Raw genomic sequence first — 23254 nt, forward strand, 5'->3', positions numbered from 1 at the left:
ATGAATCGACTACGCGCCCTGGGGCAGAACGTCAACGCCAGCCTGTGGTTTGTGCCTACCCTGATGGTAGCCGCCGCCATCGGGCTGGCCTTTGCCCTGGTGTTCCTGGACGCCGGCATGAGCCACGACTGGATGCCGGACTATCCGCTGCTGTTCGGGGCCGGGTCCGACGGGGCCCGGGGTATGCTCACGGCCATTGCCGGCTCTATGGTGACGGTAGCCGCCCTGATCTTCTCCCTGACCCTGAGTACGCTGGCGCAGGTATCGAGTCAGTACACCTCGCGGGTGCTGCGCAACTTCATGGCCGACCGGGCCAACCAGCTCGTGCTGGGTTTCTTCGTCGGCATTTTCGTGTACTGCCTGATTGTGCTGCGCACCATCCGCGGCGGCGACGAAGGCCAGTTTATACCTTCCCTGGCCGTGTTCATGGGCCTGGTGCTGGCCCTGGTCAGCATCGGGGTGCTGATCTTCTTTATCCACCACATGGCCACGGCCATTCAGGCGTCCACCATCATTCGCCACGCCACAGAGGAAACCCACAAGGCCATCGGCCGCCTGTTTCCCAAAGAAGTGGGCGCGGAAGCCGGCCCCGAACAAGCCCAGGAGCTGCTGCGCCAGGCCGGAGAGCTACGCTGGCAGCCGGTGCCGGCCCTGGCCACCGGCTACGTGCAAAGTCTGGACGAGGAAGAGTTGCTCACGCTGGCCCGTCGCTTGAAAGCCGTAGTGCGCCTGGAGCACGGCATTGGCGGCTTCGTGGCCCGCGGCGCGGGCTTGGTTAGTCTGGCTCGTTATGAGCAGGCACCCGTCGCGCTGACAGATGAGCTAACCCGACAGCTGAATGCCTGCTTTAGCCTGGGTAGCCAGCGTACTATCGAGCAGGATGCCGGCTTTGGCCTGCGGCAGATTGTGGATATTGCCCTGAAGGCCCTCTCCCCCGGTATCAACGACACCACTACGGCCATCATTGGCATCGACCACCTGGGCGCCCTGCTCGCGCAGCTGGCCGACCGGCGCTTCGAACACCCGTGGCGCACCGACCACGACCGGGTCCGCATCATCGCCATCCGTCCGACGTTTGCTAAATACGTAGCCACGGCCTTCGACCAAATACGCCTGAGCGCCGACGGTAACGCGGCCGTGTACTTGCGCCTACTATCGGCTCTGTCCACCATCGGGCAGCGTGCTCATGTGCCGGAGCGTCGCCAGAGTCTGCGCCAGCAAGCCGACCTGATTGCCGAAGCTGCCCAACGCACTCTGCCCACGGACTACGAGCGTGAGCAGGTACGCCAGCGACTGGAGGAGGTGTTGCCCGGTCTCACAACGTAGGGGCGCTGGGTACCCGGTCGCAAGCGGGGAAGAATAAGGTATCCGGAGCGGGCCATATCCTTGAGGTACGCGTTAGCTACTTGTAGCGGGTAACCTGTGCTTTTACGTGATTCAGGCCGCTGCTGCTTTATCGACCTTTATGGAGCAAGCCTTCTTCTCTTCCTGGACCAGCATTGCCCGAATCCTATTGGTCGAAATCGCGGCCTACGCGGGACTGGTGGTGATGCTGCGCATATCAGGTAAGCGTACGCTGACCAAGATGAACGCATTCGACCTGGTCGTTACCGTCGCTCTTGGCTCGACGCTGGCTACGGTACTGCTCACTAAAAGCGTAGCCCTAGTCGACGGACTGACCGCTTTTGTGCTGCTCATTTCTCTGCAGTTCTTGCTAACCTGGTTGTCCGTTTGCTCCCGGGTGGTCAGCCGCCTGGTAAAGTCGGAGCCAGCGCTACTGGTCTACCAAGGGAAGTTTCTGCCGGCCGCGTTGAAAGCTGAGCGCATGACCGAGGAAGAGGTGCTGGCTAGCTTGCGGGCGCAGGGCTTGTGCAGCGTAGCCGAAGCCGGAGCAGTGGTACTGGAAACGAGCGGAGAGCTGAGTGTCCTACGCGACGCTAAACAAGGGCCTGAGTTCACGCTCCGGGTGTAGCGAATCTTGAGTGAGCAGAGCCAGGAATTAATTCACGGCACTAAGCCAGGCACTGGCCTGATCCAGGTCGTCGAAGACGGCTACCTGCAGGTGGCGGCGCAGGCCTTCCAGCACCGTCTCCGTGTGCAGACGACGGCTTGGGTCCGGGGTGGGCAGCGCTGCGTAGCGAGTCAGGGACGTAGCGGTTATCGTTTCGGGCAGCCACTGTTCCAAGAGCCACTGCTGGTCCGCTTCGTCAGGAGCCATAGGCATAGCTTGGTGGTCCGCTAAAATGGCTTTCAGCTTATGGCGCTGCAAAAGGTTACGAACGTGTATGTAGAGGGCCCGGAACTCCTCACTGGTCAGCCGCGCCCCGGACCAGTGCAGATACACGTAGGCGTGGGGTACGAAATCGACCGAGCCTACAGCATTGGAAAAGTAAAAACGAGTTGGAGCCACGCGATCAAACAAAGACGAAACAGCTGCCTTACGTGTAGAAGCGAGGTACGGCCGAAAACGCTGCTATCCGGAAGTTTCTTGCTGGTCCGCAGCGGAAGGCCGGGGTACTTCGGCCCGCGCCAGGGGTATGTCTCCCTGACCGGCGGGCCAACCTTCCCGCTGCTGGCGCCGGTTGCCATCGGTGGTTTCCGTCTGGTCGTGTAGCAGGATCTGCCGGGTGGGGTACGGCAAGTCGATGCCATTGGCCGAGAGCTTATTCTTGATGGCTTCGAGTACCTTGTCCTGAGCATCCAGCACGTCGGCCTGCCGGGGCGGGTCCACCCACCAGCGCGCCCGGATGTTGACCGAGCTTTCGGCCAGATCCATCACCAGGGCTTCCGGAGCGGGGTCCTGCATCACGCCCGGCACTTCGCGCATGGCTTCGAGCATCAGCTCCCGGGCCCGGGCAATGTTGTCGCCGTAGCCGATGCCCACGTCGTACTGCAGGCGGCGCTTGTCATAAGCCGTATTCACCGTCACGGCGTTGGTGAACAGCTCCGCGTTGGGGATGATAACGCGGCGGCCGTCGTAAGTCTTGATGGTGGTAGCCCGGGTTTGAATATCCTCCACCGTACCCTCGAAGTCCTTGTATTTGATCTGGTCGCCGATCCGGAAGGGTTCGGTGAACAGCAGTAGAATACCGGCCAGAAAGTTCTGGAAGATATCCTTGAAAGCGAAGCCGATGGCAATGCCGCCTACCCCCAACGCACTGACTAAACTTGCCGGCGTGAAACCCGGCAGCACAATAGTAACCGTGACTAAAACCCCCAGAATGAGCATGGCCACGTAGGCCAGCCGGCTCAACAATACGGGAAGGTTATGGCTGCTCTTTTTGCTGCGCATCACGCGCTGCACCAGGGCCCGGACACCGCGGGCCAGCAGCACAAACCCGGCAAACACTACCAGCCCAAAAACGAGGTTGGGAAGGGCAAGCATCAGGTCGCGGCCAATCTGGTGAAGTTTCTGCCAGGCAAGTGAAAAATCCATAGCGGGGAGTAAAGGGTGAGCAACCACAGGTATTCACTGGGCTCTCCATGCAGGGGCTGCGCTGATAAAACCTACTTTACGCAGTAGTGCTTTGCCGGTGCACCCCAGGCGGCTTCGTACCAGTTCAGAGAGCCTAAGCAGCAAAGGCGTAATTTTCTATACCCCTGCGTGGCGGCAAAGGTTAAAATGCACCTTTCCTGAGAATTTCCTAATTAAGCTCCGCCGGGTCCGTTGCATCAGGAGGCAGCGGCTTTTTCCGAAGCTCAATGCGCAATCGGCGCACTTCCTCGTGCAGGGCGGCCACGGCTGCTGCGCCTGCCACTTCGGCTGCCGGATCTTCCGCATCACGGCCCATGAAGAACGTAGCCAAGGTAGCCGTGAAGTAGCCGAACACGGCGAAGCCATAGAGCGCCAGCAGCAGGCACAGGGCCCGGCCCTCGGCCGTCTGCGGCCAGTACTCGCTGCCCATGCTGGTAAGCAGCATAGCCGTCCACCACAAGGCCTCGGGGTAGGTGCGCAGGCCGTCAGGCACGTCTTTCTCAAAGGCGTACATCCCCGCTGCTCCCACCAGCAGCACCAGGGTCGACAACCCCAGCACGTAGCCCACGCCGCGCCTCCCGAAGCTCGCGGCCAGCGCTTTCATGCCTCGGTTCAACGAGCCTACCACCTTTACCAGCCGTAGCCCCCGCACAGCCCGCGCGGCCCGAAACACCCGTGCCAGCCGAAACAGGCGCAGGGCCGGTACCAGCAAGGAAATCATGGTGATGAGGTTGCTTCTCAGGAACGTGAGCTTGCGCGGAGCCAGGAGAAACTTAACCAGAAAGTCCAGGATGAAAATCACCCAAATCACCGTTCCCAGCAGTTCCAGCGCCGGGGTAAGGCCCCAGAGCAGCTCTACTCCCAGCAGCACCAGCCAGCCGAAACCCAGCACAAGTAGGGGTGTTTCCAGCCAGTCGGTGAGTTGCTGCAGGAGTTGATAGCGCTCTTGCTGGAGTTGCGTGCCTTCTGCGTCAGGGTTGCGCATGGCAAAAGAAGATTGTATGTAGAGGCATGCTAGTGCTTACGCCCCCCTGCTGCGTGGGTTCAACTTAGGCCGACTGGTGTATTTGTTGGCTGTTTGACCTTCGTCACCCTTAAGCTTTACCAAGGCATACCGGCACGCCTGGTGATGCAGGCTACCGGCCATAAGATGGAGGAGTCCTTTAACCGCTATATGGGCGTGGACACGCTCTAACTGCTGCAAGAATACATGCGCAAGTCCCCTGGCATGAATCAACAAGCAGCCTAACTCACAACCAGAGGTCTGCCTTACTCACGTGTAACGGGATGTCAAGCCCGAAGTGAAAACGGGTACGTACTTTTAGTACCTATTTTTCACTGTTGTATGCACGCACGACCTATTCACCCTCTTGATGAGAAAACTATTACTCGGCCTGATTTTGCTAACCGTGGGCTGTACCACAAAAGACCCAAGCCCTGCTGCTGTAGCCGTGTTCACCCCTAGCCGCAGTGTAATTGAGACTAACGAGGCGGTTTCCTTCGCTAACACTTCTCAGAACGCAGCCCGCTACGAGTGGAACTTTGGCAACGGGCAGACTTCCACGTCGCCCACTCCTTCGGCCACATATAGCACCGTAGGAACTTATACCGTGACGCTCACAGCGTATAACGGGGATGATAAGTCGGTAACGACGACCCAGAAAGTCAAAGTTGGGAAACGGTACATAAGAAGAATAACGCTTACGGCGATTGATCCTCTTGATGCCGGCGGCACACTTTGGGACCGGGATGGTACCGGACCAGACATTTCCCTTGGCTATAGAACACCCGCGTTACGTACCACTAACTTCGTTCCGGTAGATGACCTTCGGCCGCAGAACTTACCATTCACCTGGGGTTTCTCGCCACAGGATGAAGAGCTTACTCAGGGAACGTGGACCTTTCAGTTGAGAGATTTCGACTTCTCTGCCCCAGCCGAGTATGTCGCGATGTACAGCTGGTCAATGCCGATTGGTCCGCCCCCTAGCAACCGAGATGCCATAGGGAATGGATCGTATACACTAACCGGCCCAGCCACCAATCCGGGTTTATGGAATTTAGTAATTGAATTCGAGACCAAATAAAGTGAGAAAGGCACCCGGAAATGGGCCCACTTTTGGTGGATACCGCTTCTTTTAGCTTCCTAGCGAGAACTAATAAAGTAGCTTTACAGCCTTGAAACCCACTTTTACAGGAAGCTAGTGGAACCTGAGGAATTCCGTTGAATCCCCTACGAACTACTCCCGTTTAGAGCAACGTCCTGTAAACCAGGTTTTTACATGGCGTTTTGTTTTTTTTTGGAATGAATCATAGGCAAAGCATTCCACCGGCTCATTCGGGTCGGGCCTTCCCTACTCTAAACCGATGCAACCTCCTCTTCCTGCCAAGCTTTACTTTGAGAACAGCGCCGGCCGCCTGCTCGAACACCCCGAGGGCTTTGTCGTGCTGGAGTACAAGCCCGGCCCGCGCAAGCTCACGGATCTGCAGGCCCTGCTGGCGCACGTCCGCAACCTGCTCGACCGCAATGCGTGGCACCGCCTGCTCGGTGACCAGCGCCTGATGGCTCCTTACACTGATGAGGAAAGGGCGTGGATAGTCGACTACTGGCTCGACAGCTCCCGTCAGCCCGCCGGGGGAATCTATAGCGCCGTCATCCTGGCCAACGACGTGTTCGCCCGCCTTTCCATGGACCAGGTTACGCACGCGGCTAAGGCCTCAGCCCTCACCTACCGCGTCTTCGACAGTGAGGAAAGCGCCGTGGCCTGGCTCCGGCAGATAGCGGAGCTCCCCCGGCTTTCTTAGGTCTTGTCGGGCCAGGAAAAAGGTATGGATGCAGATCCGCCTTCTTTCCCTACTTCTCCAATACTTCTGAAATCCCCTTCCCCTCGCGTCAACCGGCGGTGCATGGCATGCCAGCCCATTACCGGTGCCAGGGCGCCAACATATGCTATTCGGCAGGGATGCTGCGGACAGCGACTACTCCCGTCTAAGCTTAAGGGAGGCACGCTGCGTTCCCTGCTCGATGTGCAGCACATACATTCCGGCAGGAATCAGGTTTACGGGTAAGCTGATTTGCTGCTCCCCGGCGGAGGTTTTCGAGGTATGGCGTAGCATCACCCGACCCGTAGCGTCGCGGATGGTGAAAACAACCTGTCCCGATTCCGGGGTATTAAGCCGGACCGCCAGGTGCCCGGCGAACGGATTGGGAAATACCTCGGCCGTCAGGGTAGCAGGCTTGGGAGCAGACGAAACTGTCCGGATGGGAGAATAAGCGGTGGCGCCGTCACTATCCACCTGGCGGAGGCGGTAGTAGCAAAGTCCGGCGAGACGGGCGGCATCCAGATAAGCGTAACTGCGGCTGGTGGTGCTCTGGCCGGCCGCCGGTACCTGGCTTATCGCTTGCCAGATGATACCGTCGGAGCTGCGCTCCACGGCGAAGTAAGCGCTATTGGTTTCCGAAGCCGTGGTCCAGGCCAGGCGCACCGTCGTTGGGCTCTGGGCCGTGGCTGTGAACTGCGTCAGCTCCACCGGCAGCGGGCGGGCGGCCCCGGTCAGGTAGAACTCGGAGAAATGGTCAGCCACGCTCACCTCGGCCGTGAACCAGTCCGTGCCGGCCAGCACCGTGGCCGGGGCAGCCAGCAGGCGACTCTCCCCGCTCGGACTGTTGTCGGCCAAGGTGCAATTCTCGTTGGCCCCGCTGTACTGCGACACCCGTAGCCCGCTCAGCGTGGCGCCCGCATCCACGGCTTGCAGACGAGCCAGTTCGCTACTCAGCCCAAAGAAGCGCACCCGGACGGTCTGACCGGTGAAGGTCGCGTTGGTAGCGGTCAGGTGGAAGTTGCGGTCCAGGTAGTAGCCCCCGTCGTGGCGCACGGCTGTGCTGGTGGCCGTGCCCAGGGCCTGCAGGCCGGCCGTCACGGTGCCCAGGTTGCGCGTGTCCTCGATGGCGGCCACCACCGCCCCGCCCTGGGCAGCCGGCAGGCGCAGGTAGCGCCAAGAGCCGGTGCCGCCGGTGCCGCTGATGGTAACCGCGCTGGTGCTCAGGCAGCCGCTGGCGGCCGTGCTGCGGTACACCTGTAGTACCTCAAAGGCGCCGGCGGGCAGCGTTGTGGTCCCGCTGGTGGTCGTGACGGCCACGGCAGCAGCGCCGGCCGGAGCCCCCACCGGCACGACGGCCGTCAGGCTGGTAGGCGAGGCGTAGCTCACGCTGCCGGCGGCCACGCCGCCAAAGCTGACCGAGCTGCCGGCTGTAAAGCCCGTGCCGGTAAGTACGACCGGCATGCCCGGCAGCTCGGCGCTGGTGCTGAGCGCCGTCAGCGTGGGTGCGGGCCACGCCTGCTCGTAGTGTTCCAGGCGGCCGTCCAGGTCGCCCACGAGCATATCGAGCAGCCCGTCCCCATCCAGGTCGGTGAAGACCGGAGCTGAGTTGTCGCCCGTGTCAATGGCGTTAAAGCTTTCCGTAACCAGCATGAAGGCAGTGGCGTTGGCGGCGGCCTGCTCGTAATGGTTCAGGTTGCCATCCCGTTCGCCTACGAGCAGGTCGAGCAGGCCGTCCCCGTCCAGGTCCACAAAGGCTGGAGCCGAATACTCGCCCGTGCCAATGCTATTGAAGCTGGCCGTGACCAGGGCAAAGGTGGCAGAGTTGGCTGCCGTCTGCTCGTAGTGGTTCAGGTTACCGTCCTGCTCCCCGACGAGCATATCGAGCAGGCCGTTCCCATCCAGGTCCGTGAAGACCGGGGCCGAGTAGCTGCCCGCGTCAATGCTGTTGAAGTTGTCGGTGACCAAGTTGAAAGTAGCCGAGTTAGCCGTGGCCTGCTCGTAGTGGTTCAGGTTGCCGTCAAGCTCGCCCACCAGCAGGTCGAGCCGCCCATCCGCATCCAAATCCGTGAAGGTTGGGTTTGAGTACAAGCCCACGTCAATAGCGTTGAAGCTGTTCGTGACCAGGGCAAAGGTGGTGGCGTTGGCGATGGTCTGCTCGTAATGGTTGAGGTTGCCGTCGAATTCACCTACCAGCATATCCAGCAGCCCGTCCCCATCCAGGTCGGCAATGGCCGGGGCCGACAGGAAGCCTGCGTCGATGCTGTTGAAGCTGGCCGTGACGAGGGGAAAGCTGGTTGAGCTGGATTTTTCGACGCCGAAGGCGGCCGTGCTCAGGGCCATACCGCTGGGCACGGTTACGGCCAGCTTGTGGGTGCTGGCCCCACGCGGCACCGTCACGCTTAGCTGGGTGGCGGAGCTGACGCTGAAAGCGGCCGGCAGCTCACCGAAGCGTACGCTTGTGGCATTCGTAAAGCCCGTGCCCGTCACCGCCAGGGTGCTGCCCTGCGCTCCACTGGCCGGGCTGAAGCTTGTAATGGTGGGCAACGCCGCCTGCTCGTAGTGGTTGAGGCTACCGTCGAATTCACCTATCAGCAGGTCCAGCAGCCCGTCCCCGTCCAGGTCCGTAAAGGCCAAGCGCGAATCGGAGCCCACGTCAATGGTGTTGAAGCTGGCCGTGACGAGGGTGAAGGTGCTGAAGTTGGCGGCGGTCTGCTCGTAGTGGTTTAGCATGCCATCAGCCTCTCCCACCAGCAGGTCCAGCCGCCCGTCTCCGTCCAGGTCTAGGATAGCCGGGGCCGAGGCGGCGCCGACATCAATGCCATTGAAGCTGCTCGTGGCCAGGGCAAACGTAGTGGAGTTGAGTAGGGTCTGCTCGTAGTGGTTCAGGTTGCCATTACTCTCCCCCACCAGCATATCGAGCCGCCCGTTCCCATCCAGGTCCGTGAAAGCGGGAGTTGCGCCCGCGCCCACCGCAATACCATTGAAGCTGGCCGTAACCAGGGAGAAACTGGCGGTGTTGGCGGCCGTCTGCTCGTAGTGACTCAGCGTGCCGTCACCCTTCCCCACGAGCAAATCCAGCAGCCCGTCCCCGTCCAGGTCGGTGAAGGCCGGGGTGGAATAAGTGCCCGCGTCGATGGTGTTGAAGTTGACCATAACGAGGCCAAACGTGGTAGCGTTAGCCATCGTCTGCTCGTAGTGGTTCAGGGTGCCGTCCGTCTCCCCCACCAGCATATCGAGCAGGCCGTCGCCGTCCAGGTCGGCAAAGGCCGGGGCTGCTGCGGCGCCCACATCGATGGTACTGAAGCTAGTCGTAACCAGGGGAAAGACGTAGCCGCCGGGTTTTTCGACGCCGAAGGCAGCCGTGCTCAGGACCGGACCGCTGGTCGCCGTCAGGCTCAGCTTGTGGGTGCTGGCCCCGCGCGGCACCGTCACGCTGAGCTGGGTGGCGGAGCTGACGCTGAAAGCGGCCGGCAGCTCGCCGAAGCGTACGCTGCTGGTGCCCGTGAAGCCCGTGCCCGTCACCGTCACGGTGCTGCCCTGCGCTCCACTGGCCGGGCTGAAGCTTGTAATGGTCGGCAACGCCGCCTGCTCGTAGTGACCGAGGGTGCCATCACTCTTTCCTACGAGCAGATCCAATAGCCCGTCCCCATCCAGATCGGTAAAGGCCGGGGTGGAGTAGCTGCCGGCGTTGATGGCGCTGAAGCTGTTCGTGACCAGGGTGAAGGTGGTTGAATTAGCTGCCGCCTGCTCGTAGTGATTCAGGTTGCTGGCGAATTCGCCCACCAGCATATCCAGCAGCCCGTCCCCGTCCAGGTCTATAAAGGCGGGGCTGGAAAAGCTGCCGACGTCCAGACCGTTAAAGCTGGTGGTGACGAGGGTAAAAGCCGTGGAGTTGGCAGCAGACTGCCGGTAATGGTGCAGGTTGCCGGAGCTCTCACCTGAAAGCAAATCCAGGCGCCCGTCGCCGTCCAGGTCGGTGAAGGTCGGTGTCGAGCGGGTGCCGACGTCGAGGCCGCCGAAGCTGGCCGTGACCAGGGCAAAGCTGGTGGAGTTGGCGGCGGTCTGCTCGTAGTGGTTGAAATTGCCGTCGTTCTCGCCTACGAGCAGATCCAGCAGGCCGTCACCATCCAGGTCGGTGAAAGCCGGCGTCGAGAAGTCGCCCACGTCAATGCCGCTGAAGCTGTTCGTGACCAGGGTAAAGCTGGTGGAGTTGACAGCCGCCTGCTCGTAGTGGTTCAGGTTGCCGTCCCGCTCACCCACGAGCAGATCCAGCAGGCCGTCGCCGTCCAGGTCGGCAATGGCCGGGGTGGAGTGCTCGTCCACGTCGATGGTATTGAAGCCGGCCGAAACCAGCGGAAAGCTGTAGGCGCCACCCTTGTCGACGTCGAAGGCCGTCGAACTCAGCGCCGTGCCGCTAAGCGTGGTCACGCGCACCTTGTGGGTGCTGGCTCCGCGCGGCACGGTCACGCTGAGCTGCGTGGCCGAGATACTGCTGAAAGCGGCCGGCAGCTCGCCGAAACGCACGCTGATGACGCGGCTCAGATGAGTGCCGTTCACCGTCAGGGTGCTGCCCTGCGCCCCACTGGCCGGGCTGAGGCTCGTGATGGTCGGTGGTGGGGCCTGCTCGTAGTGATGCAAGGCGCCAAAGTCCTCACCCACGAGCAGATCGAGCAGGCCGTCCCCGTCCAGGTCCGTGAAAGCCGGGGCCGACAAGAACCCTACGTCGATGCCGTTGAAGGTATCCGTGACCAGGGTGAAAGTAGTAGAGTTAGCGGATGCCTGCTCGTAATGACTTAGCTGGCCGGCTTCCTTCCCTACCAGCATATCCAGCAGGCCGTCCCCGTCCAGGTCGGCAATGGCCGGGGTGGAGAAGCCCCCCACGTCAAGGCTGTTGAAGCGGTCCGTGCTAAGGGTAAAGGTGGCCGAGTTGGCCCCTGCCTGCTCATAGTGCCACAGGCGGCCGAAGTATTCGCCCACGATCAGGTCGAGCAGCCCGTCTCCATCCAGATCAGTGAAGGCCGGGGCTGCATACAAGTTCACGTCAATGCCGTTGAAGCTGGCCGTGACCTGAGAAAAGGTAAGGGAGCCCGGTGCGGTCTGCTCGTAGTGGCGCAGAGTGCCGCTTTCCTCGCCCACCAGCAGATCAAGCAGCCCGTCGCCGTCCAGGTCGGCAATGGCCGGCTTCGACTGAGCCCCGACGTCAATGCCGCTGAAGCTGGTCGTGACCAGTGCAAGGGCGGTGGAATTAACCGACGCCTGCTCGTAGTGGTGCAGGGTTCCGGCTTCCTCGCCCACGAGCAGGTCGAGCAGTCCGTCGCCGTCCAGGTCGGCAATGGCCGGAGCCGAGTAGCGGCCCACATTGATACTGTTAAACGTGGTGGTGATGAGGGGAAAGCCGTAGCCCCCAGCCTTGGTTACCCCGAAGGCACTGGCGCTCAGGACCGAGCCGGCGGGCGTAGTCACGCGCAGCTTGTGGGTGCTGGCCCCGCGCGGCACCGTCACGCGCAGCTGCGTGGCCGAGGTGACAGTGAAGGCCGCCGACAATTCACCAAAGCGCACACTGGCAGCATACGTGAGCTGGGTGCCGTTCACCGTTAGGGTGCTGCCCTGCGCCCCGCTGGCCGGGCTGAAGCCCGTGATGGTAGGCGGGGCGGGCGGCAGCTGCTCGAAGTGGCTCACCGTGGCGACAGCCTTGCCTACGAGCATGTCGAGCAGCCCGTCCCCATCCAGGTCCGCAATGGCCGGGGCCGATGAGCGACTGCCCACGAAAATCCCGCTGAAGTCCTGCGTGACCAGGGTAAAGCTGGTGGAGTTGGCAGCCGCCTGCTCGTAGTGGTAGAGCTTGGCCTGGGCCTCGCCAACGAGCAAATCCAGCAGGCCATCCCCGTCGAGGTCGGCGAAGGCCGGACCCGACGCGCTGCCCACGTCGATGCCATTGAAGCTGGTCGTGACAAAATTGAAATTGGCTGAGTTGACGGCGGCCTGCTCGTAGTGGTTCAGGTTGCCGTCATTCTCGCCCACGAGCAGATCCAGCAGCCCGTCCCCGTCCAGGTCGGTGAAGGTTGGGGACGCGAATTCGCCCACGTCCAGGCCGTTGAAGCTGGCCGCCACCTGGGAGAACGTGACAGAGCCGGCTGCCGTCTGCTCGAAGCGCTGCACATTGCCGTCCCGCTCTCCTATAAACAGGTCGAGCAGCCCATCCCCGTCCATGTCCGTGAAAGTCGGGGTTGAGAAGCCGCCCACGCTAATGCCGCTGAAGTTCTGCGTGACCAGGGTAAAGATGGTCGAATTAACTTCCGCCTGCTCGTAATGATACAGGTTGCCGCCTCCCCTGCCCACGAGCAGGTCGAGCAGGCCGTCGCCGTCCAGGTCCGTGAAAGCCGGGGCCGACCAGTCGTCGACCCAAACGTTGCGGAAGTTGGCCGCAACCTGGGAAAAGGAGTAGCTGTTGGCCTTATCCACCCCGAAGGCGCTGGCACTCAGGGCCGCCCCGCCGGGCGCGTTTACCCGCACCTTGTGGGTGCTGGCCCCGCGCGGCACGGTCACGCTGAGCTGCGTGGCCGAGGTGACAGTGAAGGCCGCCGGCCGCTCGCCGAAGCGCACACTGGTGGTGCCCGCGAGCTGGGAGCCGGTTACCGTCAGGGTACTGCCCTGTGCCCCGCTGGCCGGGCTCACCGAGCTGATGGAGGGTTGCAGTTCCTGCTCGTAGTGGTCGATGGTGCCGAAGAAGTCTCCCACGAGCAGGTCGAGCAGGCCGTCTCCATCCAGATCGGTGAAAGCCGGCGCCGCACCGGTGTCAAAGCTCAGGTTGCTGAAGGTGCTTGTAACCAGGCCGAAGCTGGTGGAATTGGCGGCGGCCTGCTCGTAGTGCCTGATGTTGCTGCTGAAATCACCCACGAGCATATCGAGCAGCCCGTCTCCATCCAGGTCAACAATGGTAGGGGCTGCCACCAGGCCCGCCACGATGCCGTTGAACTGGTCGGTGACCAAAGTGAACGTCGTGGAGTTGGCGGCGGCCTGCTCGTAGTGGTACAAATAGCCGCTGTTTGACCCCACCAGCAGATCCAGCCGACCGTCGCTGTCGAAATCCGTGAAGACCGGCTTGGCGTAGGCACCTACGGCAACGCCGTTGAAGCCCGTCGTACGCACGGTAAATGAGGTGGAGCCCGCCGCCGCCTGCTCGTAGTGGTTCAGGGTGCCGTCGCCTTTGCCCACGAGCAGGTCGAGCAGGCCATCCCCGTCGAGGTCCGTGAAAGCCGGGGCCGAGCGGGAACCTACGGCAATGCCGCTGAAGCTGGTCGTAACCTGCGTGAAGCTGATGGAGTTAGCTGCCGCCTGCTCGTAATGGCTCAGCTGGCCCCCGTCGGTGCCCACGAGCAGGTCGAGCCGGCCGTCACCGTCCAGGTCCGTGACAGCCGGCGTGGCGTAGAAGCCCACGTCGATGCTGTTGAAGGGGTCATTGGCGAGAAGAAAGCCATTGCCGCCGGCTTTGGTTACCCCAAAGGCAGCCGAACTCAGCGCTGTACCGGTGGATCTGGTCACACGCAGCTTGTGGGTGCTGGCCCCGCGCGGCACGGTTACGCGCAGCTGCGTGGCCGAGGTGATGCTGAAAGTTGCCGGCAGCTCGCCAAAGCGCACACTGGTAGTGCCGGTAAGATTGGTGCCGGTTACCGTTACGGTGCTCCCCTGCGCCCCGCTGGCCGGGCTGAATGAGCTGATGGAAGGCGTTTGCGCCAGGGCCGGCAGCGCCAGCAGCCCGAGAGCCAGGGCGAGGTATAGGCTCCCAAGCAAGGAAGAAGAGAATATTCCTTTTGGGCGGCCGGGCCGCAAACCGGCAAAGCAAGGAGAGACTGGAAGAAGCGGTAACGCTGCTTTCATAGGCGAAAGAAGGAGGTTCAGGCGAAGCAGCGGCCGCACTGCCCATCCGTAGCAGAGTCGATATCCACGCTCCCGCAATATAGAATCCTAGCGGGTTGGGTGGGTACATAATCGATGAAATGCAGCCCGGAACCGACCGTTCCGTCCTCCTTTTCGCGTGGCTGCCTCTTCTCGATGGTTTGTCCGCTGGACTCCTTTAGTACCCGGCTCCTTTCCTCCGGTTCCCCGCTCCCTGCCTGACCTGCCTGCAACCCGTTGGCCTCCCCGGCTCAGGAGCCGAGCCAGTCCTGCAGAAACCGGGCAAACGCCTCCTTGTACTGCGGGCTCACCGGCACCTGCTGCTCCCCTACCTGCACGGAGTTGCGCGTGACGGCATCGACCCGGGCCAGGTTAACGATGTAGGAACGGTGCAGGCGCAGAAACTGATGGGCCGGCAGCCGGTCCTCCAGCGCCCGCAGGCTGGTGAGCACCAGCAGGGGCTTCAGGTCACCCGCCCGCAGCACCTTCACGTAGTCTTTGAGTCCTTCGATATACAGAATGTCGGCCAGGCGCACCCGCACATGCTGGTAATCCACCTTGAGCACGATGGTATCCGGCTCAGCGCTGGGAACCGGCACTGCCCGGCTGCGTTCATAATAGGCCCAGGCCTTGCGCGCGACCCGCAGAAAGTCTTCGTAGAGAAACGGCTTTAACAGATAATCCAGCGCATCGACCTGGTAGCTTTCCAGGGCAAACTGCGTGTAGGCGGTCGTGAACACCACCCGCGGGCCCTTTATTCCCGGACTGTGCAGCAGGCGGGCCAGCTCCATACCGTTCAGCTCGGGCATCTCAATGTCCAGAAAAAGCAGGTCCACGCGCTGCTGCTGCACGGCGCGCAGGGCATCGAGGGCACTGGCATAGCGGCCGGCTAAACGCAAAAAGGGCGTTTTCTCGATGTGGGCGCACACCATATTCAGGGCCAGGGGCTCGTCGTCGACGGCAATACAGGTCAGCTCCATCAGGGGGACAATTGCAGGGTGAGATGCACGGCAAATTCACCGGCAGGCGTGCGCTCCGTGATGCGCAGCGTGTGTCGGCCGGGGTACAGCAGCGCCAGGCGCCGGCGCGTATTGGCCAGCCCGATGCCGCTACCCTCGGCCAGGGCGGTGCGCGGCTGGGTGAAAATCCGGTTGCGTACTTCCAGGGTTAGCGCGGAGCCGGTCTGGGACAGCAGCACGCCGATGGTGGCGGGCTGGGCCGTGCTGACTCCGTACTTAAAGGCATTTTCGAGGAAGGGCAGCAGCAGCAGCGGGGCAATGGTGCGGTCGTCAAGCGGCTCGGGGACGGTAAAGTCCACCTGCATAGTGGGCATCATGCGCAGCTGCATCAGGCTCACGTAGTCTTGCAGAAACGTAACTTCCTGGCTGAGCAGGACCGCAGGCTCCTGGGTTTGATAGAGCACGTAGCGCATAATGCGGGAGAGCTTGTAGAGTGCCTGCTGTGCCCTGGGCACATCGACTTCCGTCAGGGCGTAAATGTTGTTGAGCGTATTAAAGAAGAAGTGCGGGTTGAGCTGCTGCTTCAGGTAGGAAAGCTCGACCTGCTGCTTTTCCTGCTCCAGGCGCTGGCTCAGCAGCAGCTGCTCCCGTCCGTGCCGGGCCACGGCCAGCTGGGTGCCGACCCCCACGATAATGAAGGTAGACATAAAGATAACCAGCATAAACCCGGGCGGATGGGGCAAGAACCCGTCGGCAGGCCGTACCCGTGGCGGGGTGGGCACCAGGCTCCAGGGTGGTCGGGTTCCCGTGTGCTCCGGTCGGGGCGGTGGTGCCAGCAGAGCCGCCGTCCAGGTAGTGGTAAGCAGCAAGGCACCCACAAACAGAACGTAAGCTGGCCGGCGGCCCCTCAGCAGCAGTCTGGGCACCCCGATTTTCATGTTCAGGTAATACGCCACTACCAGGCAAGCCATCAGCACCAGCTGGCGCGGTAGCACGCTCGACAAGGAATGCAGACCGTCGAGCACCGGGGGAAGTACCGGCAGGCTGGCCAGCAGCAACGCCACGACTAACGGTACCACTTGTGAACCCAGACGCTGAAAGAAGTGAACTAGCATATGCCTCCAACCCCGCTCGCTACGGGTGCTGCTGCAATAGTAAGCGCATAAAAGGAAGGGAGTACGTCCCTTATATGACTGCCCCCGAATTATCGACCAGTGGGGCCTGAAAACCTATGATTCAGTTCGTGCCAGCAGCCCGCGCCTTTGGCCGCCAAGGTTTGGCCTACCCGCGTTAACCGGGCCTTCTGCATCCCGGTCGGTTCCGGCGTGGGCAGCGGCGGCTGCGGAGCTGGCTGCCTGAGCATATTTCTCGTAATCGATGCCTATAGGAAAGGTATCCACAAACACGGTGCGGGTGGGGTTTCCACCTGCCCGTTCTGCGTAGGCAGCCCAAGCAGCTGGTGCACCGAACTCAGGAAGTGGCGCAGGTAGCCGAAGGTGGGGAAGCCAATGAGGTCGGCGCCGAGCAAGCCCTGCCGCAGCTGCCGACGCCAGGGCAGCACCCAAATCAGTTCCTGGGAAAGAAAGGGAATATGGAGGAAAAGCCGATAGTGGCCGGTGGCCGTGCCCGACGGAGCATCTCGGGCAGCAGTAGCAACTGAAAGCTGTGCACCCAGATGGTGTCGTCGGGGCCGGCCACGGCCAGCACCGCCTGGCAGAATTTCTCATTGGCCGCCCCGAAGGCATCCCACAGCTCGTCCTCGTGCACGGCGTACGGTGGGAAGTAGTGAAAAGCGGGTCAGAGCGTAGAATTGCTGAAGCCCTCGTAGTAGTCGCTAATTTCCACTTCGGTCAGAAAAACCGGCACCATGCTGTCAGCCAGTAGCTGCTGGGTTATAAAAGTCTACCCGGGCTTCACCTTCAGCGAACCGGCCTGGCCAGCCTACCCACAGGGTATCGCCGGAGTGGTAAATGGAGCTCAAGCCAGGGGCCAGACCGCCTTCGGTGGGCTGGAAGATGAGAGCGTCCTCCAATCGCGTCACCTTGGCAGGTAGTTGGTGGGAAATAATGATAGTACGGGACATAGGCAGGAAATCCGGTAAAACAACCCCGACTATCCGGATCGGATTGAGCAGGAGGTAAAGCCTAGCGGCCGGGGCCGGACCAGCCGCCGCCTAGGGAGCGATACAAGTCAATCAGCAGCAGAAACTGCTGGCAACGGGCATCAGTCAGGCTCAACTCAGCATCGAGTACGCTGCGCTGAGCCGTTACGACTTCAAGGTAATTGGCGTAGCTGGCCCGGTACAGGTCGTTGGATATGTCCACTGCCCGGGTGAGAGCAGTTACTTCCTGCTGGCGCAGGTCGACCACGCGGCGGTAGTTATCCAGGCCGCGCAGGTTAGTGCTCACTTCTTCAAAGCCCGTTTGCACCGCTTTCTGGTAGTTCCAGTACGCAGTCTGCTGCCGGGCAGCGGAACGGCTGTACTCCGCCTTCAGAGCGCTGCGATTGATCAGCGGAGCTGCCAGTCCCCCGAGTAAGCCAAAGGCCAGTGAGCCGGGGGTTTGCAGCAACAGAGTGGGGGAATAAGCATTCAGGCCCACGTAGGGCGAAAGGGTCAACGAAGGCAGGAATGCGGCCCGGGCGGCGGCTACGTCGGCGCGGGTTGCTACCAGTTCCAGTTCCGCCTGCTGCACATCGGGGCGGCGCAGCAGCGTGGCAGCCGGCAAGCCCACCGACACCGCAGCGGGTAACGTTTGGGTGGCCAGGGCCCGGCCGCGCCGGACAGGCTGCGGATAGCGGCCAAGCAGACGGTTCAACGCATTTTCGGTGGCTGCAATGCGCTGCTCGGCCTCGGCTTCGAGGCTACGGGTACGCAGCAGCTGGGCCGTAAACTGCTGCACCGCCAGCTCGGTGGCCCGGCCGCCGAGCTTCTGGAGCTTGACGATTTCCACTGCCCGCTCCTGTAAAACGCGGTTTTTGCCCAGCACTGTCAACTGGTTATCGTACATAAGCAGCTCATAGTACAGACTAGCCACCTGAGCTACCAGATCCGTTTGCACCAGCCGGCGGCCCTGCTCGCTGGACAGCACGCGGACGAAAGCAGCCTGTCGACGGTTGCGTAGCTTGCCCCACAGGTCAATTTCCCAGCTGCTGCGCAAGCCCAGGAAAAAATTAGGCACGCCATTGGGCAGCTCCCGGCCGTCGTTGGTGCTGGTCTGCCCCTGAGCGGCATAGTCGGCAAACCGGTCAAAGCCGCCGGTTGCAACGGCACTCGCGCGGGGCCGCAGGGTTCCCTGGGCAGCTACCAGGCCGGCGCGGGCCACCGCTACGCGCTGCACGGCGATGAGCTGATCCGGGTTGGCCCGCAGGGCGGTATCGATAAGCGCTACCAGGGTGGAGTCGGCAAAGAACTGCCGCCAGGAAAGCGAGCCCGCACTAACAGTATCAACAGCCCTGGAGGCCGGGTAGACCGCTGGCACAGCCGTTGCGCGGGGCGACACCACGGGCGGGGCCACCAGCGTGCAGCCACCCAGCAGCAGAAGCATCAGGAGCGTTGCAAGGTTACGGGAAGCCTGCCGAATTAGCAGGCCCCGGAAGCAGGGCACAGAAGCAGGAAAGTCACTCATCATACAATCAGGCTAAGCAGTTGCGTGAGCCGGCGTGGCCACGTTAAGGAGCTCCCCTTCCGGCTCGGGCAGCACTTCCGCGCTTGGCTCAGCCTGCTGTTTATCCCGCGAAAACAGCACGTACAGCCCCGGAATAAGCACTACTCCGAACAGAGTCCCGAGAAGCATGCCGCCTGCCGCGGCCGTGCCGATGGAGCGGTTACCCATTGCACCCGCCCCGGTAGCAATACAAAGCGGAATAAGGCCAGCCACGAAGGCAAATGAGGTCATGAGAATCGGCCGGAGACGGGAGCGGGCACCCTCTACGGCTGCGTCCAGGGCGGAAAGGCCCTCCTTGCGGCGCAGCACCGCGAACTCGATGATGAGGATGGCGTTCTTGCCCAATAGCCCGATGAGCATCACCAGCGAAACCTGGGCGTAGATGTTGTTTTCCAACCCCAACAGTTTGAGGGCCAGAAAGGCACCGAAGATGCCGGTAGGCAAACTCAGCAGCACCGGCAGCGGCAACGTGAAGCTTTCGTACTGAGCCGCCAGCAGCAAGTACACGAACACGAGCACGATGCCAAACACGTACAGCGCCTGATTACCGGAAATGATCTGCTCCCGCGTCATGCCGCTCCACTCGAAGGTGTAGCCGCGGGGCAGTTCTTTGGCCGCCACCTGCTGAATGGTGCGGATGGCGTCGCCTGACGAGAAGCCCGGCGAGGTGTCGCCGTTGAGCGTGGCCGAGGTGTACATATTATAGCGGGTGAACTGCTCGGGGCCGTACACGCGCTCCAGACGCACGAAAGTGGAGTAAGGCACCATTTCGCCCCGGTCGTTTTTGACGTAGAGGCTCAGGATGTCCTCGGGCTTGGTACGGTAGCCGGGCAGGGCCTGCACCATCACCTTGTACATCTGTCCGAAACGAATAAAGCTGGCCGCATAATTCGAGCCCATCAGCGTCTGTAGCGTGCGCATGGCGCGGGCCACGGTCACGCCCTTCTTGGCGGCCAGGTCGGGGTCGACGTGAATCAGGTACTGCGGAAAGCTGGGGTCGAAGCCCGAAAAAGTATTTTCGATGGCCGGCGTCTTGTTCAGGGCCTGGATAAAGCGAGTGGTTACGGCTTTGGTCTGGTGCAGGTCGCCGCGGCCGGTGCGGTCGAGCACGCGCAAATCAAACCCACCGGCATTGCCAAAACCCGGCACCGTGGGCGGAGTAAAAAACTGCACCTGGGCACTCGTGATGTGTCGGGTCCTGGCCCGGAGCTGGTCCATGAGCTGCGTGACGGACTCTTTTCGCTTATCCCAGGCCTTGAGGTTGATCATGCCCATGCCGTAGGAGGCGCCCGACACATCGTTCATCAAACTGTAGCCGGCCAGGGTCGAGATGGACTCCACGGGCCGGAGCGTCTGGGCCACGCGCTGCACCTCGTCGAGCACGGCCTGGGTGCGCTCCACGGTGGCACCGGGCGGCGAGGTCACGTTCACGTACACCATACCCTGGTCTTCACTGGGAATAAAGCCCGTGGGCAGGATGGAGTTGACGCCCCAGGTGGCAGCGAAGAAAAACAGCAGCAGTCCCACCGTCACGAGCCGGCGGCTGGCCAGGGTCCGCACCAAATGCTGATAGCGCCCTGCAAAGGTTTCGTAGCGGCGGTTGAATCCCGCAAAAAAGCGCCCCAGCAAACCCTTGGGCTTTTCGTGAGCCTCCAGCAAGTCGCCCTCAATCGCCGGCGTCGACTTGAGCAGCAGTGCGCACAGAGCCGGCGTGAGCGTCAGCGCATTCACACCCGAGATGACGATGGCAATAGCCAGCGTGAGCGAGAACTGGCGGTAGAACACCCCCACCGGCCCGCTCATAAAGGAAACCGGGATAAACACGGCCGACATCACCAGCGTGATGGCCACGATGGCGCCGCTGATTTCACGCATGGCCGCCAGCGTTGCGTCCATGGCCGAGAGGTGCTCCTCATGCATCTTGGCGTGCACGGCCTCTACCACCACAATGGCGTTATCGACCACGATGCCGATGGCCAGTACCAGGGCAAACAAGGTGAGCAGGTTGATGCTGAAGCCGAGTACCTGCATGAAGAACAGCGTGCCAACCAGCGCCACCGGCACGGCCAGGGCCGGAATCAGCGTCGAGCGCCAGTCCTGCAGGAACAGGTACACAATGACAAACACCAGCAGAAAGGCCTCGAACAACGTGCGCACCACTTCGTGAATGGAAGCATCGAGAAAGCGCGACACGTCGTAGCTGATGGTGTAGCGCATTCCGGGCGGGAAGCTGGTTTTCTGCAGCTCCGCCATGCGCTCCTTCACCTGGGCAATAACGTCGGAGGCGTTGGAGCCGGGCAGCTGCTTGAGCATGATGGCCGCCGAGGGCTTGCCGTTGGACTTGGATAGCATCCGGTAGGTCTGCACCCCGAATTCCACGTCGGCCACGTCGCGCAGACGCAGCACCGAGCCGTCGGGGTTGGCGCGTACCACGATGTTGCGGTACTGCTCGGGCTCGAATAGTTTGCCGGTGTAGCGCAGCACGTACTGTAGTACCTGCGCGTCGCGGCCCGAGCTTTCGCCGGTGCGGCCCGGGGCGGCCTCCACGCTCTGGGCCTGAATGGCGGCCACCACCTCGTCGGCCCCGGCGCGGTAGGCCAGCAGACGGTCGGGCTTGAGCCACACCCGCATGGCATACTCACGGTTGCCCATGATTTCGGCCAGCCCCACGCCTTTAATGCGCTTAAGCTCCTGCAGGATGTTGATGTCGGCGAAGTTATAAATGAACTTCTCCCCTACTGCGGCATCGTCGCTCACCACGTTGAGGTAGAGCAGCATGCTGTTCACCTCTTTCTCGGTGGCTACGCCCGCCTTGATGACTTCCTCGGGCAGTTCGTCAATCACCGTTGTCACGCGGTTCTGTACGGCCACGGCGGCCAGGTCGGGGTCGGTTCCCACTTCGAAGAACACCTCGATGAGGGTGGTGCCGTTGTTGGTGGTCACCGTGTTCATGTACGTCATTCCCGGTACGCCGTTGATGGCCCGCTCCAGGGGTGTTGCCACTGCTTTGGCGCACACCTCGGCATTAGCCCCATTGTACTTGGCCCGTACTGTCACGGAAGGCGGCACGATATCGGGAAACTGCGTGACCGGCAGCGTGTATAGCGCCCCAATGCCAAGCAGGGTAATGAATAGTGAGATGACCAGCGAGAGCACTGGCCGACGGATGAATACTTCAACCATAAGGCTAGGGAATAAGGGTCTTGCCGGCGAGCAGGCTGCGCATCGTGACGGGCCGGGCCGTAATGCTGGCGCCGTCGCGTAGGTCCTGGATACCCTCACACACGATACGTTCACCAGGCTGCAGGCCGCTTTTCACCACGTAGAAGGCTGCCAGGCGGCTTCGGGGCACGAAGTTTTTCTGATGCACGGTGCCCTGCTCGTCCACCACGAACACGTAATTTTTGTCCTGCTGCTCGAACACGGCTTTCTGCGGCACCAGCAGGGCTTCGGCCACGGTGTTGGCCAAGCTTACCTTCCCGGTGGCACCGTGCTTGAGCATGCCTTTGGGATTGGCAAAACGGGCGCGGAACGCAATGGCGCCGGTGCTGGCCTGGAACTGACTTTCCACTGTCTCGATCTTGCCGGGCGGCGCGTACCGGGAGCCGTCGGCCAGTACCAGCCGCACCCGGTTGGTGCTGCGGGCCGAGTCCTGCTCGCGGGTTTTCATAAACTCCAGATACTCTGCCTCCGATACATTGAAATAGGCAAACACCGACCGGGCATCCGACACCGTGGTAAGCAGCGTACCGTCGTCAACGAGGCTACCCACTTTCATCGGCTCCCGGTTGACCACGCCATCGAAAGGGGCGCGCACCAGGGTGTAGCTAAGCATCAGCGCAGCATTTGCCTCAGCCGAGCGGGCTTCGGCTACGCTGGCCTCGGCAGCACGCAGCTTGGCCAGCGTCACGTCCAGCTCCGTGCTGGAGATGATGTTTTTTCCCGTGAGCATGCGCACCCGGTCCAGCTCCAGGCTCACCACCCGGGCCTGAGCCTTGGCGTTGGTGGTGGCCGCATGCAGGCGGGCCAGCCGGGTGCGGTACTCGGCGTCGCTGATACGGAATAAGGGCTGACCCTGCTTTACTAGCTGCCCTTCGTCGACGTAGATTTTCTCCAGATAGCCTTTAACCCGGGCCCGTACTTCCACATTGCGCACCGCCTGGATGTCAGCCACGTACTCCCGCGTCAGGACGGTGTCGCGCGCCACGAGGCGCATGACGGGCAGGGACTGGGGCAGCTCGGCAGCAGTGTCCGCGCCGGTGTCGGCCTGGCTTTGGCCACAGCCGGTAAGCAGGGCACTTCCGCCCAACAGCAGAAGAAAGCAATACGGGCGCAGGTAGTGCAGGAAGCGGCTAGGCATAGAAAAGCGAAATGAAAAGACCACTGCACCAGACGTTGGTAGCAGGAACTGGGAAAAGGAAAGGCAGTAGGCGGGCGGC

General features: G+C 61.9%; 13 protein-coding genes and 1 pseudogene. 4 read left to right on the forward strand and 10 right to left on the reverse strand.

What is annotated here, in order from left to right:
* Together LJY25_RS08360 and LJY25_RS08365 are read left to right on the forward strand one after the other, a co-directional pair.
* Complete coding sequence (locus LJY25_RS08360; protein ID WP_227607869.1) at positions 1-1326, forward strand: DUF2254 domain-containing protein; 1326 nt, start codon at positions 1-3, stop codon at positions 1324-1326.
* 139 nt (positions 1327-1465) lie between these two features.
* On the forward strand, positions 1466-1972 hold the full coding sequence (locus LJY25_RS08365; protein WP_227607870.1) for a DUF421 domain-containing protein: 507 nt from the start codon (positions 1466-1468) through the stop codon (positions 1970-1972).
* A 27-nt stretch (positions 1973-1999) separates the two neighbouring features.
* On the opposite strand, the gene LJY25_RS08370 is transcribed toward LJY25_RS08365, so the two are convergent.
* From LJY25_RS08370 to LJY25_RS08380, 3 genes are all read right to left on the reverse strand, one after another.
* Positions 2000-2410, reverse strand: a complete 411-nt coding sequence (locus tag LJY25_RS08370) for a hypothetical protein (protein WP_227607871.1) — start codon at positions 2408-2410, stop codon at positions 2000-2002.
* 63 nt (positions 2411-2473) lie between these two features.
* Entirely contained in the window at positions 2474-3436 is a 963-nt protein-coding gene (locus tag LJY25_RS08375) for a mechanosensitive ion channel family protein (RefSeq protein WP_227607872.1), read from the reverse strand.
* Positions 3437-3644: 208 nt separating this feature from the next.
* A complete protein-coding gene (locus tag LJY25_RS08380; RefSeq protein ID WP_227607873.1) occupies positions 3645-4460 on the reverse strand; it encodes an ion transporter in 816 nt (271 codons plus the stop codon).
* 388 nt (positions 4461-4848) lie between these two features.
* On the opposite strand from LJY25_RS08380, the gene LJY25_RS21435 reads away from it, so the two are divergent.
* Both LJY25_RS21435 and LJY25_RS08390 read left to right on the forward strand, forming a co-directional pair.
* Positions 4849-5559 (forward strand): PKD domain-containing protein, encoded by a 711-nt coding sequence (locus LJY25_RS21435; RefSeq protein WP_227607874.1) that lies wholly within the window; start codon positions 4849-4851, stop codon positions 5557-5559.
* Between the two features lie 280 nt (positions 5560-5839).
* Positions 5840-6277: a hypothetical protein gene (locus LJY25_RS08390; RefSeq protein WP_227607875.1), complete on the forward strand. Its 438-nt coding sequence runs from the start codon at positions 5840-5842 to the stop codon at positions 6275-6277.
* 174 nt (positions 6278-6451) lie between these two features.
* Here the strand turns inward: LJY25_RS08390 and LJY25_RS08395 are convergent, their stop codons facing one another.
* The 7 genes and pseudogenes from LJY25_RS08395 to LJY25_RS08425 all read right to left on the reverse strand — a co-directional run bounded on the left by LJY25_RS08395 (position 6452) and on the right by LJY25_RS08425 (position 23175).
* Positions 6452-14086 (reverse strand): FG-GAP-like repeat-containing protein, encoded by a 7635-nt coding sequence (locus LJY25_RS08395; RefSeq protein WP_227607876.1) that lies wholly within the window; start codon positions 14084-14086, stop codon positions 6452-6454.
* Positions 14087-14442: 356 nt separating this feature from the next.
* Entirely contained in the window at positions 14443-15171 is a 729-nt protein-coding gene (locus LJY25_RS08400; protein WP_227607877.1) for a LytR/AlgR family response regulator transcription factor, read from the reverse strand.
* Positions 15171-16265 carry a sensor histidine kinase gene (locus LJY25_RS08405; RefSeq protein WP_227607878.1) on the reverse strand — a complete coding sequence of 365 codons (1095 nt, stop codon included), beginning with the start codon at positions 16263-16265 and terminating at the stop codon, positions 15171-15173. The genes LJY25_RS08400 and LJY25_RS08405 overlap by 1 nt, the downstream gene beginning before the upstream one ends.
* A gap of 266 nt (positions 16266-16531) precedes the next feature.
* A pseudogene (locus tag LJY25_RS21440) lies at positions 16532-16917 on the reverse strand (trehalose-6-phosphate synthase).
* A 377-nt stretch (positions 16918-17294) separates the two neighbouring features.
* Positions 17295-18695: an efflux transporter outer membrane subunit gene (locus LJY25_RS08415; RefSeq protein ID WP_262908703.1), complete on the reverse strand. Its 1401-nt coding sequence runs from the start codon at positions 18693-18695 to the stop codon at positions 17295-17297.
* A 93-nt stretch (positions 18696-18788) separates the two neighbouring features.
* On the reverse strand, positions 18789-21998 hold the full coding sequence (locus LJY25_RS08420; protein ID WP_227607879.1) for an efflux RND transporter permease subunit: 3210 nt from the start codon (positions 21996-21998) through the stop codon (positions 18789-18791).
* Positions 21999-22002: 4 nt separating this feature from the next.
* A complete protein-coding gene (locus LJY25_RS08425; protein WP_227607880.1) occupies positions 22003-23175 on the reverse strand; it encodes an efflux RND transporter periplasmic adaptor subunit in 1173 nt (390 codons plus the stop codon).
* Positions 23176-23254 lie beyond the last annotated feature (79 nt).

Origin of the sequence: Hymenobacter translucens (assembly GCF_020685205.1) — a bacterium.
GTDB lineage: Bacteria > Bacteroidota > Bacteroidia > Cytophagales > Hymenobacteraceae > Hymenobacter > Hymenobacter translucens.

Coding starts and splice junctions, on each gene's coding strand:
- LJY25_RS08360 (WP_227607869.1), top strand. CDS start 1: ATGAATCGACTACGCGCCCTGGGGCAGAACGTCAACGCCAGCCTGTGG.
- LJY25_RS08365 (WP_227607870.1), top strand. CDS start 1,466: ATGGAGCAAGCCTTCTTCTCTTCCTGGACCAGCATTGCCCGAATCCTA.
- LJY25_RS08375 (WP_227607872.1), bottom strand. CDS start 3,436: ATGGATTTTTCACTTGCCTGGCAGAAACTTCACCAGATTGGCCGCGAC.
- LJY25_RS08380 (WP_227607873.1), bottom strand. CDS start 4,460: ATGCGCAACCCTGACGCAGAAGGCACGCAACTCCAGCAAGAGCGCTAT.
- LJY25_RS21435 (WP_227607874.1), top strand. CDS start 4,849: ATGAGAAAACTATTACTCGGCCTGATTTTGCTAACCGTGGGCTGTACC.
- LJY25_RS08390 (WP_227607875.1), top strand. CDS start 5,840: ATGCAACCTCCTCTTCCTGCCAAGCTTTACTTTGAGAACAGCGCCGGC.
- LJY25_RS08400 (WP_227607877.1), bottom strand. CDS start 15,171: ATGGAGCTGACCTGTATTGCCGTCGACGACGAGCCCCTGGCCCTGAAT.
- LJY25_RS08405 (WP_227607878.1), bottom strand. CDS start 16,265: ATGCTAGTTCACTTCTTTCAGCGTCTGGGTTCACAAGTGGTACCGTTA.
- LJY25_RS08415 (WP_262908703.1), bottom strand. CDS start 18,695: ATGCTTCTGCTGCTGGGTGGCTGCACGCTGGTGGCCCCGCCCGTGGTG.
- LJY25_RS08420 (WP_227607879.1), bottom strand. CDS start 21,998: ATGGTTGAAGTATTCATCCGTCGGCCAGTGCTCTCGCTGGTCATCTCA.
- LJY25_RS08425 (WP_227607880.1), bottom strand. CDS start 23,175: ATGCCTAGCCGCTTCCTGCACTACCTGCGCCCGTATTGCTTTCTTCTG.